Below are 15,087 nucleotides of genomic sequence, written 5' to 3' on the forward strand. Positions count from 1 at the left end.
CGTCCAAGGAATGCCCATCGTGACCAGCCCTCTCCGCAACGATCGCCTGCTGCGCGCCCTGCGCCGCGAACCGGTGGACTGCACCCCCGTCTGGCTGATGCGCCAGGCCGGCCGCTACCTGCCGGAATACCGCGCGACCCGGGCCAAGGCCGGCAGTTTCCTGGCCATGGCCAAGACCCCGGAGATCGCCTGCGAAGTCACCCTGCAGCCGCTGCGCCGGTTCCCGCTGGACGCGGCCATCCTGTTCTCGGACATCCTCACCATTCCCGATGCGATGGGCCTGGAGCTGTACTTCGTCGAAGGCGAAGGCCCGAAGTTCCGCCATCCGGTGCGTGATGAAGCGGCCATCGCCAGGCTGGCGGTGCCGGACATGGAACAGGACCTGGGCTACGTGATGGATGCGGTACGCCTGATCCGCCGCGAGCTGGACGGCCAGGTGCCGCTGATCGGCTTCTCCGGCAGCCCGTGGACGCTGGCCTGCTACATGGTGGAAGGCGGCGGCAGCAAGGATTTCGCGCGCATCAAGGCGATGGCGCTGAACCATCCGCAGGCCCTGCACCGCCTGCTGGAAGTCACCACCGACGCGGTGATCGCCTACCTCGGCGCGCAGCGCGCGGCCGGCGCACAGGCGCTGCAGGTGTTCGACACCTGGGGCGGCGTGCTGTCGCCGGCGATGTACCGCGAGTTCTCGCTGCGTTACCTGCAGCGGATTGCGCAGGGCCTGGACCGTGGCGAGGGCAGCGAGCGCACCCCGCTGATCCTGTTCGGCAAGGGCACCGGCCTGCACCTGGAAGCGCTGTCGCAGACCGGCGCCGATGCACTGGGCCTGGACTGGACGCTGGACCTGGACGAAGCGATGCGCCGCACCGGTGGCCGCGTCGCCCTGCAGGGCAACCTCGACCCGACCACGCTGTACGCCTCACCGGATGCGATCGCCGCGGCCGCCGCGCGCGTGCTCGACACCTATGCGGCCGGCAACGGCGGTTCGCGCGAGGGCCATGTGTTCAACCTCGGCCATGGCATGTCGCCGGACATGGACCCTGCGCATGTACAGGTGCTGGTCGACGCGGTGCACGCGCACAGCCAACGCTGAGCATTCCGCATGCAGGTACGGCGCGACCTTGATCGCGCCGTGACCCGCATTGCGCGATCATGGCGGCCCCCACGCTGCACCGGCCGCACGCCATGCCTACATCGTCATCGACCTACAACCGCCACCGCCCCCTGCTGTGGCTGGTGTCCTTGGCGATTTTCATGCAGATGCTGGACTCGACCATCGTCAACACGGCGTTGCCGGCGATGGCGGCCAGCCTGGGCGAGAGCCCGCTGCAGATGCAATCGGTGGTGTTCAGCTATGCGCTGGCGGTCGCCACCTTCATTCCCGCCTCGGGCTGGATCGCCGACCGCTATGGCACCCGGCGCACCTTCCTGGTGGCGATCATCCTGTTCACCCTCGGCTCGCTGGCCTGCGCGCTGGCCCAGCACCTGCACCAGCTGGTCGGTGCACGCGTGCTGCAGGGCATCGGCGGTGCGATGCTGCTGCCGGTCGGTCGGCTGGCGGTGATGCGTTCGGTGCCGCGCGAGGATTTCCTGCGCGCGATGAGCTTCATCGCCATCCCCGCGCTGGTCGGTCCGCTGATCGGCCCGACACTCGGCGGCTGGCTGGTCGAGATCGCCTCATGGCACTGGGTGTTCCTGATCAACCTGCCGATCGGCGTGATCGGTTTCATCGCCGCGATGAAGATCATGCCCGACCATTACGCCAGCCATCGCACCCGCTTCGACCTGCGCGGCTACATCATGCTGGCCTTCGCGATGGTGGTGCTGTCGCTGGCACTGGACGGCATCTCCGGGCTCGGCACGCCACACGCACTGGTGATGCTGATGACCGTGGCCGGCCTGGCCGCGCTGGTGGGCTACTGGCTGCACGCCGCCAATTCGACTGCGCCGTTGTTCTCGCTGGCACTGTTCCGCGTGCCCAGCTACCGCATCGGTATTCTCGGCAACCTGTTCTCGCGCATCGGCAGCAGCGCCATGCCGATGCTGATCCCGCTGCTGCTGCAGGTCGGCCTCGGCCTGGGCCCGATGCATGCCGGCCTGATGATGGTGCCGGTGGCGGCGGCCGGCATGGTCTCCAAGCAGCTGGCGGTGAAGCTGGTCGAACGCTACGGTTACCGCCGCGTGCTGATGGTCAACACCGTGCTGGTCGGCCTGGCGATGGCCAGCTTCATCCTGATGACACCCGGCCAGCACCTGGCCTGGCGCCTGATGCAGCTGGCGTTCTTCGGTGCGGTCAATTCCCTGCAGTTCACCGTGATGAACACCGTGACCCTGCGCGATCTCGATCGCGAATTCGCCAGTTCCGGCAACAGCCTGCTGTCGATGGTGATGATGCTGGCCGCCGGTTTCGGCGCCGCAGCCGCCGGCAGCCTGCTGGCCGCGTTCGGCACCCACCTGGACAGCACCGACGCCACTGCGGCGTTGCATGCCACGTTCCTGTGCGTGGGTGCGATCACGCTGACCTCGACAATGATCTTCTGGCAGCTGCCCGACACCAAGCCGGAGCCACGGCAGGTCGAGCACGTCGCGGAGTGAGGGGTTCGGCAGGGCCTGCGGCCCTGCACCCGCAGAGGCCGAAGCCGAAGCAACAGCAACAGCAACAGCAACAGCGAGCATTCCGTGGGTTGGCGAGGCGGTGTCGCAGCGCGGGGACGCCGCAAGTACGTCCCTGTAGGCTTGGCAGCCGCATCCATGCGGCTGACACCCCGCACTGTGACACCACCCCACCTCTGACAGATGGTCGCTGCTGTTGGTGGGTGTCGACCTTGGTCGACACATCTGTCAGATATCGAAATACATCTGGGGTCAGATCCGACAGATCGCGGAAAACTGTCGAAGGCGGGGTGGGTCCGGTTGCGGGAGTGTCCGCGGCATGGATGCCGCGGCCAAGCCCCCATGGATGGGTTTACGGCGTCTCCCGCAACCGGATCCACCCCGCCATCCCACAGGAAGCCAGCTTTTGCTTCGGCTGTTGCTGTTGCTCCGGCTTGCAGCAGGTGCAGGGCCGCAGGCCCTGCCGAACCTACCTCCCCATCACCCTGGCAATCGCTTCCACCAGCAGTTCGCCGGTCACCGGCTTGCGCAGGAAGCCGCCGATGCCGGCCGCTTCCACCTGCTGCTGCAGGTCCGGATCAGTGCGCGCGGTCACCGCCAGCAACGGCAGCATGTAGCCCTGGTTGCGCAGGTGCTGGGCCAGTTCGAAGCCGCTCAGGCCCGGCAGATCCAGATCCAGCAGGCCGACGTCGAAATCGCCGGCACTGATCTCGCGCAGCGCCGCCAGCGCATGGCCGGCATGCACCACCTCGTGGCCGCGTGCGCTCAGCAGCCCCCGCACCACATCGGCCACGGTGGCATCGTCCTCGACCAGCAGCACCCGCAGCGGTGGCATGTTCGTCGCCTCGTCGCGATGCCCTTCGGCGGACGCCTCGGCATCACTGTCCACCACCAGTGGCAACGGCAGGGTCACGCCAAAACAGGTGCCTCGGCCCAGCTGGCTCTCCACCTGGATCCGCCCCTGCATCGCATGTGCCAGCTCGCGGCAGATCGCCAGGCCGAGGCCGCTGCCACCGTACTGCGCAGCGGTACGTGCACCATCGGCCTGCTCGAAGCGGCGGAACAGGCGCTGCTGCTGTTCCTGGCTGATGCCGGGGCCGGTATCGCGCACTTCGAAATGCAGCGCGCGCAGCTCGCCATCGCAACGTGCGTGCAGGGTGATGGTGCCGCGGCTGGTGAATTTCACTGCATTCGACAGCAGGTTGAGCAGGATCTGCCGCACGCGCATGGCGTCACCGGTCGCCTGCAGGCCCGGCGGCAGCTGGTTGTCGAGGGTGAAGCGCAGGCCCTTCTGGGCGGCCAGCGGGCCCATCAGCGCCGCCAGATCCTGCAACAGGCCATTCAACGCAAACGACTGCGACTGCAGTTCCAGGCGCCCGGACTCGATCCGCGCCAGGTCCAGCGCATCGTTGACCAGGTGCAGCAGGTGTTCGCCAGCATGCCGGATCGACTGCGTGTAGCCGCGCTGCTGCGGGTCCAGTGGCGAGGCCAGCAGCAGCTCGCTCATGCCCAGCACGCCGGTCATCGGCGTACGGATCTCATGCCCAAGGTTGGCCAGGAAGCGGGTCTTGGCCGCCGAGGCCTGCTCGGCCAGTTCCTGCTTGTGCAGCGCCAGCTGGTAGGCGTGGCGCCGCTGCAGGCGGCGTCGGTACAACCAGGCGAACCAGCTGGTCAGCAGCAACCCGACCGACGCCAGCACCAGCAGGCCGGACAGGCTGCGCCACCATGGCGGTTGCACGCGGAATTCCAGGCTCTGCACCCGCGACCACACATGGTCGGCCGAGCGTGCCTGCACTTCCAGCCGGTAGCTGCCGGGCGCCAGGCGCGAGAACAGGCGCTCGCCCGCCGGACCCACTTCGACCCAATCCGGGTCGTAGCCGGCCAGGCGGTAACGGTAGGTATTGGACGCCGAGTCGGCGAAGGACAGCAATCGCGCGACGATGCGCAGGTCGCGGTCGCCATCGGCGATCTGCAACGGTGCATCGTGGGTCATGTCCAGCACCTGCTCATTGCGGCGCACTTCCACCCGCTCGATCACCAGTGGCGCGCGGCGTACTGAAGGCCGCACCTGCTCCGGGTCGAACACCACTGCGCCTGCCGCCGTTCCGGCCACCAGGTGGCCATCGGCCGCCGCGATCAAGGTGTGTTCGCGGAATTCCTGGCTCGGCAGGCCGTCGTGCACGCCGTACAGGCGCACGCTCTGCCCATCGGCACTGACACGGACCAGGCCGCGTGCGCTGGTCGCCCAGGCCACGCCCTGCGCATCCACCACCAGGCCAGAGGCGGAGATCGCCGGATAGCCCTGTTCGGCACCGACCACCGCCTGCCGTTCCAGGCGCCCCTGGCTCCAGCGGTATCGCGACAGGCGCCCGTCCTCGGACAACCAGACCTGGCCATCGCGGCCCACGTGCAGCGCATGGATGGCCGTTGCCGGCGCACCCGGCACCGGCTGGAAGCGCTCGCTTTCCGGCAGCCACTGCAGCAGGCCACGGCTGCTGGCCAGCCAGATATGGTCCTGCGGACCGCATTCCACATCGAGGTTGAGCTGGCCCTGCTGCAGGCCACGCTGGCCATTGTCCAGCTCGCGCCGCACGCGCCCATCGAGGTCGCGCTGCTGCAGGCCTACGGGCAGCATCAACCAGAGGCTGTCGCCGTCGCAGGTCATCATCGCTTCGATGACCCCTTCCATCGCTGCATCGGCACCGGCGTCACGCCCCCAGCGACGCAGCTCGCGCCGTTGCGGGTCGTAGCGCACCAGCGCATCGGTCGATCCGATCCAGACCTGGCCACGCCGGTCCTCGCGCACCGACGACAGCCAGTGCATGCCGTTGACCCAGGTACGGTGCTGCTCGATCCTGCCGGTTTTCGGATCGAAGCGATCCAGCGCGCCATGGCTGCCCACCGTCCAGACACCGCCATTGCTGGATGGGCTGGTGCCCAGCACGAGCGCATTGCGCAGCGAGCTGGGGTCGTCCTCCAGGCGCGACAGCACCGAGAACTGCCACCAGCGTGGCAGCAGGTGCCACAGCCCGGCATTGGTGCTGGCCAACCAGATGCCACCTTCGCGGTCCTCGTAGGCACCGGTCCAGTTCGGCCGCACCGGACCGCGCGCGATCGCGCTGTACAGCGGCACGGTCTGGTACTGGCCATCGACCGCACGCCCCAGCCCAGTGCGCGTGTCCAGCCAGTGCCCGCCCTGCTCGTCGCGCAGCATCATGCCCAGCACCTGCTCGCCCGGCGGCAGCTTCCACGGAGGGGCTTCGAAGCGCCCATCCGGACGGCGCACGGTGGCCCCGGCCATCGTGCTGATCCACAGGCTGCCATCCGGTTCGGCGGTCAGCCCGTTGATCAGCAGGCTGGGGATGATGTCCGTACCGACACGCTCGAAGTCGGTCCCGGTCCAGCGCGCCACGCCATGCTTGGTGCCGATCCACAGGCTGCCATCGGCCAGCGTGGCCAGGTAGGGCACCGACGACGAGGGCAGGCTGCGCGGATTGTTCGGCTCGGGCAGGAAGCGCTGCAGGCGGTCCTGGCTGTCCAGGCGGTACAGGCCGCCCTCATGGGTACCGAACCAGATCGAGCCATCAGGCGTGCTGGCCAGGCTCCAGACCGTGTTGGTGCCCATCAACGGCTGGCTGCTGCGGTCGTAGAAGTGCAGCTGCCGGCGGTCGGCGGACATCCGCACCAGGCCGGCATTCTCGGTGCCTATCCACAGCTGGTTGCGGGCATCGACCAGCACCGTCCAGATGCGGTTGTCACGCAGCCCGTCCTCCGAGCGCCACACCCGGTAGGTGCGACCGTCATAGCGGGCCAGGCCATCGTTGGTGGCGATCCACAGGTAGCCGTACCGGTCCTCGGCCATGCGGTTGACGGTATTGGACGGCAGGCCATCGAACACCGTCACCTGCCGCGGGCTCGGAGGCACCGGCTGTGCCGCAGCGGGCAACGCGCAGCACAGGAGGACCAGCAGCAGCATCGCCGCCCGCAGATACACCACCGATTGCCTCCTCACGCTGGTCCTGATGATTCCCGCGCTGCGGGCGTCGGCATGGTAAACCGAAAGTCGCGCCGTTCACGCCCGGCGCCGGCACAGTCACGCAGTCGCTTGCCGTTTCGCACGCGCCTGGGCGATGGCCGCCACCAGCAGATCGCCGGTCACCGGCTTGCGCAGGAAGCCATCGAAGCCTGCGGCCAGCACCTGGGTTTCAGCGTAGGCATCGGAACGGGCAGTCACTGCCACCAGCGGCAGTTCATAGCCCATGGTGCGCAGCTGGCGGGCGATGGCCGTACCGTCCAGCGCGGGCAGATCGAGATCGAGCAGGCCGACGTCGAAACCATCGGTGGCGATCTCCGACAGCGCGCCCAGGCCATGCAGCACGTGGACCACCTCATGCCCGCGCACCCGCAGCAGGCCGGCGATGACCTCGGCCACCGTGGCATCGTCCTCGACCAGCAGGATGCGCAGCGGCGGCAGTTCCGGCAGGGCCGCGACCTCGCCCGCGGTGCTGGCGGCCTGGCGCGTCCAGGGCAACGGCAGGCGCACGCGGAACCGCGCGCCCTTGCCCGGCTGGCTGTCTACTTCGATGCACCCGCCCATCGCCATCGCCAGCTCCTGGCAGATCGCCAGCCCCAGCCCGCTGCCCCCGTAGCGCGACGCGGTGCGCGGGCCGTCGGCCTGTTCAAAACGATGGAACAGGCGCTGCTGCTGTTCGGCATTGATGCCCGGGCCACTGTCATGCACTTCGAAACACAGCCCGCCCTTTTCTTCCAGGCGCACGGCCAGGCCGACGTGGCCACGCTCGGTGAACTTGATCGCGTTGCCGAGCAGGTTCAGCAGGATCTGGCGCACGCGCATCTCGTCGCCGCTGACACTCACCGGCCCGGGCGGATCTTCGCCGCGCTGGAACTCCAGCTGGCGCTGCTGCGCCATCGGCTGCATCAGGCCCTGCACCTGGTCGAGCAGCTCCCCCAGATCGAACGGACGCAGGTCCAGCTCCAGCCGCCCGGCTTCGATGCGGGCCAGGTCCAGCGCATCGTTGACCAGCCGCAGCAGATGACTACCGGCCTGCTGGATCGACCCCGCGTAGCCGCGCTGCACCGGATCCAGCGGGGTCGCCAGCAGCAGCTCGCTCATGCCCAGCACGCCAGTCATCGGCGTGCGCACTTCGTGGCCCAGCGTGGCCAGGAAACGGCTCTTGGCCTGCGAGGCCTGTTCGGCCAGCTGCTGCTTGTGCACCGTCAGCTGCCATTGCTGGCGACGGCGCAGCCGCGCGCGGACCGACCAGACCAGGACCACCAGCAGCAGCGACCCCAGCAGGATGTAGCCGAAGATCGCCATGCCGCTGCGCCACCACGGCGGCAGCACCTTCACCTGCAACTGCTGCGAAGGTGTCCACGCGCCCCGGGCGGTCGCTGCCTGCACCTCGATGACGTAGCTGCCGGTCGGCAGCCGCGACAGGGTGCGCTGGCCATCGCCGCCCTGCTCCACCCAGTCCTGGTCGTAGCCCTGCACGCGGAAGCGGTAGCGGTTGCCCTGCGGGCTGGCATAGGACAGCAGCCGCGCATCGATCTGCAGATCGCGGTCATCCGGTCCCAGCAACAGGGTGCCGGTGAGCGGCAACGGTTGCCAGCCGCGCGCGTCGTCGCGGCGTACCCGCACTTCGGCGATCACCAGCGATGACGACGGCAGCACGGTGTCGTCGGCATTCACATCGAAGGCAACCAACCCGGTCTGGGTGACGGCCAGCACGCGGCCATCGGCATTCACTGCTGGTGGCCGGCCGGTGAACTCCGCATCGGACAGTCCATCGCGCTCGTTGAACTGCTGCAGGCGCCGCGATTTAGGGTCCCAACGCAGCAGGCCGCGCGGCGTGGTGGCCCACAGCTGGCCATTGTCGGCCAGCGCCAGCCCACCCATGGTGACCGGCGGCACGCCTGCACTGCCGTCGATGCGCTGGATCAGGCGCAGGCTCATGCCATCCCACTGGTAGCGCTCGAAGGCGCCTTGGCGCGCCAGCCACAACTGCTGCGGATCGATCCACACCAGGTCGTAGATGGGCCCGCGCGAAACACCCGGCACTGCCTCGAAGCGTCCAGCCTGCTCGCGCCAGATGCCCATGTCGCCCATCACCCAGGGCCGGCCATGGGCGTCGAAGCGGATCTGCTCGATCGGCGCATCGGCGGTCCCGCGGAAATGCTCCAGCGGATAGCTGTGCAGCAGCCGGCCCTCTGCATTGCGCTGCTGCAGGTCCAGGCCCATCACCGACACCCACACCGTGCCGTCGGGCGCCTGCCGCATCAGGTCGATGCGCTGGCGCAGATCGGCACTGCCATCGATCCGCAGATCGCGCAGCGCGCCGGTGGCCGGATCGTAGACGGTGATGCGACCGCCGCGCCCCAGCCACAGGCGACCATCCGGGCGCGGCAGCACCGACCACACCACGCCGTTGCCCAGCTGCCGGTCGCTGGCCAGCAGGCGCAGGGTGCCCTGCGCATCCAGCTGATAGACCCCTCGCGCCGAGCCGACGTAGTAGTTCTTGCCGTCGCTGGCCGCGCTCAACAGGTACTGGCTGTCCAGCGGCTTGCCGTCGAGCTGGTTCCAGATCGAGAAGCGCCGCCAGTCCGGTGGCAGATAGGCCAGGCCCTGGGTCAGCAGCGCCACCCACAATCCGCCCTCGTGGTCCTGCAGCAGATCGAGCACACCGCTGTGCGCGGTCAGGAAGCCGCTGCCGCGGTCGCCCTCCAGCCGGCGCAGCGCCGCCGCATCCCCCCGCAACAAACCATCGGAGGTGCCGGCCCAGTAGCCCCCCTGGCGATCGGCCAGGACCAGGGCCGAGCGCAGCTGGGCGCTGTCGGCCCATCGCGGACGACTGACCCGGTCCTGCCCGTCGATGCGGTACAGGCCATCGTTCTGGCTGCCCACCCAGATCGAACCCTCCGCATCACGGCTCAACCGGAGCACGCTCAGCGTGCCCAGTTCCCGCGCGGCCACCGGCTCGAACCCGCTGCCGTTCCAACGCGCCACGCCGGCTTCGGTGCCCACCCACAGGCGGCCCCGCGTATCGACCAGGCTGGTGAAGATGCTGTTGCTGGGCAGGCCCCCCGGCTGCGCTGGATCATGGGTGTAGAGGCGCACGCTGCCGTCTTCGCCAAGCCGGCAGACGCCATGGTTGTTGGTCCCGATCCACAAGGCATCGTCGACATAGGCCAGTGCCCAGAACTGCCCCTGGCAGGTGGAATTGACCGTGTCGAAGGTCCGGAAGCGCTCGCGGTCGGCATCCAGGCGGGCCACGCCCTTGCCGTTGATGCCCACCCAGACCCGGTCCAGCGGATCGATCAGCAGGGTCTCGATCTCGTTGCCAGGCAGCGAGCCCGGCTGTTCCGGATCGTGCTCCCAGACTCGCAGGCTGTTGCCGTCATAACGGGCGAGCCCACCATCGGTGGCGGCCCAGATGTGGCCCTGGCGGTCCTCGGCCAGCGCCACCACCATGCGCGACGGCAAGCCTTCGGCGGCACCGAAGCGGCGCAGGCGCGGTGTTTCTGCCATGTCCAGGGTCGCAGCCGCCGTGGCCATCGCCATCAGCAGCAGTCCCATACCTGCGATGCCACGGCACCACCGGCGCCAGCCGCTCGTCATCCTGAACCCCCTGTCCTGGGCCGATTGTCACACAGGGCCGGGTTCATGGCTGCAACAGGCTGTTTCCAGCGGTGGCACCACCACGAACTGTTGCAGCCATGCACGCAACGTTGGCAGGGGGCTGTGCGTATGATCACAGCGTCCCCTTCCGGAGCCCGCCATCGATGCGTCCCTGCCTGGCCCTGCTGCCGATGCTGCTCGCCACCGCCCCTGCCTGGGCGGCCGCTGACACCTATCGCCTCGATCCGGTGCACACGCGGGTGCTGTTCTCCATCGACCACGCGGGCTACTCGCAGGCCATGGGCACGGTGTCCGGCAGCGAAGGCCGCGTGCTGTTCGATCCCGACAACTGGCGCGATGCCACCCTGGAAGTGGACATTCCTGTGTCGCGTCTGGACCTTGGCGACGCCAAGTGGAACCAGGCCACGCTGGCCCGCAGCCTGCTCGATGGCGAGCGATTCCCGACCGCGCGTTTTGTCTCCAGCCGGGTCGAACCGATCGACGCCAAGCATGCGCATGTGATCGGCACGCTGACCCTGCGCGGGGTCAGCCAGGAAGTCACCCTGGACGTGACCCTCAACGCGCTCAAGCGCTACCCGCTCCCTCCCTTCCGACGCACCGCCGGGTTTTCCGCCAGCACGACGCTGAGCCGGCGCGCGTTCGGCATCACCGCCTGGCCGGGCGTCATCGGTGATGCGGTACAGGTGCGGATCGAGGCTGAGGCCACCCTCGACCGCAGCGACGCCCCGGGAACTCCCGCTCCCGTTCCACACTCCGACCACACGACGGCCCCCAAGGACCCTTCATGACCGCCAAGAACACCCCCGCCGCCTGGGGGAGTGTCAGCCAGATCCTGCACTGGTTGATCGCACTGCTGATCCTCGCCTTGGGCGTGGTTGGCCTGACCATGGGCGAACTGCCCAAGACGCCCAAGTACTTCTGGGTCTACACCGCGCACAAGTCGATCGGCATCACCGTGCTGGCGCTGGTGCTGTTCCGTCTCGGCTGGCGCCTGTATGCCGGTGCACCGAAGCCGGTGCCGGGCGTGCCCAGCTGGCAGGAGCGCATCGCCAGTGCCACCCACGTGCTGCTGTATGTGCTGATGTTCGCCATCCCGCTGTCGGGCTGGCTGTACGATTCGGCCAGTGGCCTGCGCCCGTTCCGTTGGTTCGGCCTGGTCGACGTGCCCAAGCTGAGCGGCCCCGACCCGCAGGTCGTCGCGGTATCCCATGCCCTCCACGAGTACGGCTTCTGGCTGTTGATCGCGGTGGTGCTGGCCCATGCCGGCGCTGCTTTCTACCACCACCTGTTCCAGCGCGATGCAACGCTGTCCCGCATGTTGCCGCGCGGCTGGCTCGCCTCCCCTCAGAAGGACTGACCGATGAACCTGAAACTGACCACTCCGGCCGCCGTGGCCGCCGCCCTGGCCGGCATGCTGGCCACCGCCCCGGCGCTCGCTGCGGACTATGCGCAGGCCCCGGGTGCCGGCTCGATCCTGGTGTTCGCCACCAAGTACGACGGCGAAGTGTTCACCGGCAGCTTCCCGGGCTTCGCCACCAAGCTCAGCTTCGACCCGGCCAACCCGGCCGTCGGCTCGCTGGATGTGGTGATTCCGCTGGCAGGCGCCAAGAGCGGCAACAGCGACCGTGACTCGACCCTGCAGGGTGCCGACTTCTTCAATGTCGGCAAGTTCGCTACTGCGCGTTACACCGCCAAGGGCTTCCGCGCCGTGGGCAACGACCAGTTCGCCGCCGATGGCACCCTGGAACTGCGCGGTGTCAGCAAGCCGGTCACCCTCACCTTCACCTGGAAGCCGGGCACACAGCCGGTGCTGACCGGCAAGGCCACGGTCAAGCGTCTGGACTTCGGCGTCGGCGGCGGTGACTGGGCCGATACCAAGACCATTCCGGACGACACCGCGATCAGCACGATCGTGAAGTTCGACGCGAAATAAGACGCTTCCGGTAGTGCCGGCCGCTGGCCGGCATTAACGGATATCGGGTGGTTGCCGGCCAGCGGACGGCACTACCTGACCGCCTTCGGCCAACCACGCCTGCACCGTGGCCGCATCGAACGGCCAGTCCAGCTCGCGCTCGCCGCGCTCGTCGCGCAGCACCGGCACCCGCGCGCCATAGCGCGCTTCCAGCGCCGGCTGGTCATCCAGGAACACCGATTCGAACTCCGGCGCCCGCGCTTTGGCCAGTTCGGCCAGGGCCAGGTCGCACAGGTGGCAATCGTCACGCTGGATCAGGGTCAACACCAGTCAGGCTCCCGTGGTGGAAATGCTGCGCCGCAGCCATCGGATGGCCCGGCAAGCCGCTAGAATAGCCGCTTGTCCGGTACCCGCAGTTTGGCATCCATGGCTGTCAGCACGTTCGACGTTTTCAAGATCGGCATTGGTCCGAGTTCCTCGCACACCGTCGGGCCGATGAAGGCCGCCGAGCGATTCATCCATCGCTGGCTGCTCGATCCGGGCCGCCTGCACGAGGTCGCGCGCATCCGCTCCGATGTCTATGGCTCGCTGGCGCTGACCGGCCGCGGCCATGGCACCGACAAAGCGATCCTGCTGGGCCTGGAGGGCCAGCGGCCGAACCTGATCGATCCGGACATCATCCCGGCCACCCTGGAGCGCATCCGCAGCAGCAAGCGCATCCAGCTGATGGGCCAGCACGAGATCGCCTTCGACGAGAAGCGCGACCTCGGCATGAACAAGCGCCAGAAGCTGCCGTACCACACCAACGGCATGCGCTTCACCGCGTACAACGCCGACGATGAAGTGATCGCCACCCGCGATTACTACTCGGTCGGTGGCGGCTTCGTGGTCAACCAGGACGACGCGGCCGATGACCGCATCGTGCCCGACGAGACCCCGCTGCCCTACCCGTTCAAGAGCGGCGACGAGCTGCTGGCGCAGACCGCGCGCAGCGGCCTGAGCATCGCCCAGCTGATGTTCGAGAACGAGAAGTGCTGGCGCAGCGAAGACGAGATCCGCGCCAACCTGCGCGAGATCTGGAGCGCGATGCAGTCGTGCGTCGCGCGTGGCATCCGCGAGGAAGGCGTGCTGCCGGGTGGCCTGAAGGTCGGCCGTCGCGCACCGGCGCTGTACCGCGAACTGTCGTCGAAGCCGGAAGCGGCGATGCGCGACCCGCTGACCACGCTGGACTGGGTCAACCTGTACGCACTGGCGGTGAACGAAGAAAACGCCGCCGGTGGCCGCGTGGTGACCGCACCGACCAACGGCGCCGCCGGCGTGCTGCCGGCGGTGCTGCATTACTTCGACCGTTTCTGCCCCGGCGCCAACGAGCAGCGCGTGTTCGACTTCCTGCTGACCTCGGCGGCGATCGGCATCCTGTACAAGGAAAACGCTTCGATTTCCGGCGCCGAAGTCGGCTGCCAGGGCGAAGTGGGCGTGGCCTGCTCGATGGCGGCCGGTGGCCTGGTCGCGGCGCTGGGCGGCAATCCCAGCCAGATCGAGAACGCCGCGGAAATCGGCATGGAACACAACCTCGGCCTGACCTGCGACCCGATCGGCGGCCTGGTGCAGATCCCCTGCATCGAACGCAATGCGATGGGCGCGGTGAAGGCGATCAATGCCTCGCGCATGGCGATGCGTGGCGACGGCAAGCACAAGGTGTCGCTGGACAAGGTCATCAAGACCATGCGCGATACCGGCCGCGACATGCAGGACAAGTACAAGGAAACCAGCCGCGGTGGCCTGGCGGTGAACGTCATCGAGTGCTGAGTTGTGGAGCCGGGCCCCTGCTCGGCTCTACATCGGACGACACCGTCACCGCGTTCCGGTTAGGCTCGGGGCTACCCTGCCCCGGATTTGCCCCATGCGCGTGATCGCTGCTGCCCTGCTTGCCTGCCTGCCGCTGTCCGCGTTTGCCGCGCCGACCTATGGTCCGCGGCTGGAGGGCTTCGACTACGGCTATCCGGTGAAGATCTTCGCGCTGGAGTCGCAGCGGCAGCCACTGGAAATGGCCTACCTGGATGTCCTGCCCAAACGCCGCGCCATCGGCGTGGTGGTGCTGCTGCACGGCAAGAATTTCTGCGCAGCCACCTGGCAGCAGACCATCGCGCCGCTGTTGAACGCCGGCTACCGGGTGATCGCCCCGGACCAGGTGGGGTTCTGCAAGTCCAGCAAGCCGGAGCGCTATCAGTACACGTTCGCGCAGCTGGCCGCCAACACCCATGCGCTGTTGCAGCAACTGCAGCTGGGTGATGTACCGGTGCACCTGGTCGGGCACTCGATGGGTGGCATGCTGGCGGTGCGCTACGCGCTGATGTTCCCGCAGGACCTGCGCAGCCTGTCGCTGGTCAACCCGATCGGCCTGGAAGACTGGAAGGCGCTGGGCGTCCCCTGGCGCAGCGTCGACGCGTGGTACGCCGGCGAAATGAACATCAGCTATGACAGCATCCGCCGCTACCAGCTGGAGGTGTACTACGACGGCAAATGGAAGCCGGCCTACGAACCGTGGGCGCGGATGCAGTCGGGCATGTACGAAGGCCCGGGCAGGCAGGCCGTTGCATGGAGCCAGGCGCTGGCCTCGGACATGGTGTTCAACCAACCGGTGGTGTACGAACTGAAAAACCTGCAGGTGCCGACCACGCTGTTCATCGGCCAGAAGGACCGCACCGCGATCGGCCGTGACCAGGCACCGCCTGCGGTGAAGGCGGCGCTGGGCAACTATCCGGCACTCGGCAAGGCGGCGGCCGCAGCGATTCCCGGCGCGACGCTGGTCGAGTTCGCCGAACTGGGCCATTCGCCGCAGGTGCAGGACCCGAAGCAGTTCAATGCGGCGTTGCTGAAGGCATTGAAAGCGCATTGAACGGCA

10 protein-coding genes are annotated in these 15,087 nt (G+C 68.1%); 7 read left to right on the forward strand and 3 right to left on the reverse strand.

The genetic code is table 11. The annotated features are described in order from the left end of the window. Positions 1–10 precede the first annotated feature (10 nt). Entirely contained in the window at positions 11–1,093 is a 1,083-nt protein-coding gene (gene hemE, locus ACUZUJ_RS16755) for a uroporphyrinogen decarboxylase (RefSeq protein WP_049443006.1), read from the forward strand. A 92-nt stretch (positions 1,094–1,185) separates the two neighbouring features. Continuing rightward, the gene (mdtD, locus tag ACUZUJ_RS16760; protein WP_101766438.1) at positions 1,186–2,595 is read left to right on the forward strand and encodes a multidrug transporter subunit MdtD; all 1,410 of its coding nucleotides are present in this window, start codon (positions 1,186–1,188) and stop codon (positions 2,593–2,595) included. Between the two features lie 487 nt (positions 2,596–3,082). Here mdtD and ACUZUJ_RS16765 read toward each other — a convergent pair whose 3' ends face one another. Together ACUZUJ_RS16765 and ACUZUJ_RS16770 are read right to left on the reverse strand one after the other, a co-directional pair. Beyond that, positions 3,083–6,610 (reverse strand): hybrid sensor histidine kinase/response regulator, encoded by a 3,528-nt coding sequence (locus tag ACUZUJ_RS16765; protein ID WP_458220278.1) that lies wholly within the window; start codon positions 6,608–6,610, stop codon positions 3,083–3,085. A gap of 96 nt (positions 6,611–6,706) precedes the next feature. Beyond that, complete coding sequence (locus ACUZUJ_RS16770) at positions 6,707–10,249, reverse strand: sensor histidine kinase (protein WP_458220277.1); 3,543 nt, start codon at positions 10,247–10,249, stop codon at positions 6,707–6,709. Between the two features lie 164 nt (positions 10,250–10,413). Here ACUZUJ_RS16770 and ACUZUJ_RS16775 point away from each other — a divergent pair, with 164 nt between their 5' ends. Genes ACUZUJ_RS16775 through ACUZUJ_RS16785 form a run of 3 tightly spaced genes read left to right on the forward strand, consistent with a single transcriptional unit; the run spans position 10,414 to position 12,203 of the window. Next, on the forward strand, positions 10,414–11,058 hold the full coding sequence (locus ACUZUJ_RS16775) for a YceI family protein (RefSeq protein WP_014038146.1): 645 nt from the start codon (positions 10,414–10,416) through the stop codon (positions 11,056–11,058). Then, positions 11,055–11,627, forward strand: a complete 573-nt coding sequence (locus ACUZUJ_RS16780) for a cytochrome b (RefSeq protein ID WP_005418388.1) — start codon at positions 11,055–11,057, stop codon at positions 11,625–11,627. The genes ACUZUJ_RS16775 and ACUZUJ_RS16780 overlap by 4 nt, the downstream gene beginning before the upstream one ends. 3 nt (positions 11,628–11,630) lie before the next feature. Further along, positions 11,631–12,203: a YceI family protein gene (locus tag ACUZUJ_RS16785; RefSeq protein WP_049443002.1), complete on the forward strand. Its 573-nt coding sequence runs from the start codon at positions 11,631–11,633 to the stop codon at positions 12,201–12,203. Positions 12,204–12,236: 33 nt separating this feature from the next. Here the strand turns inward: ACUZUJ_RS16785 and ACUZUJ_RS16790 are convergent, their stop codons facing one another. Further along, positions 12,237–12,509 carry a glutaredoxin family protein gene (locus ACUZUJ_RS16790; RefSeq protein ID WP_080347449.1) on the reverse strand — a complete coding sequence of 91 codons (273 nt, stop codon included), beginning with the start codon at positions 12,507–12,509 and terminating at the stop codon, positions 12,237–12,239. Between the two features lie 99 nt (positions 12,510–12,608). On the opposite strand from ACUZUJ_RS16790, the gene ACUZUJ_RS16795 reads away from it, so the two are divergent. Together ACUZUJ_RS16795 and ACUZUJ_RS16800 are read left to right on the forward strand one after the other, a co-directional pair. Further along, positions 12,609–13,991: an L-serine ammonia-lyase gene (locus tag ACUZUJ_RS16795; RefSeq protein ID WP_049443000.1), complete on the forward strand. Its 1,383-nt coding sequence runs from the start codon at positions 12,609–12,611 to the stop codon at positions 13,989–13,991. A 94-nt stretch (positions 13,992–14,085) separates the two neighbouring features. After that, complete coding sequence (locus tag ACUZUJ_RS16800; RefSeq protein ID WP_049442999.1) at positions 14,086–15,081, forward strand: alpha/beta fold hydrolase; 996 nt, start codon at positions 14,086–14,088, stop codon at positions 15,079–15,081. Positions 15,082–15,087: the final 6 nt, after the last annotated feature.

Source organism: Stenotrophomonas sp. S4, assembly GCF_054187805.2.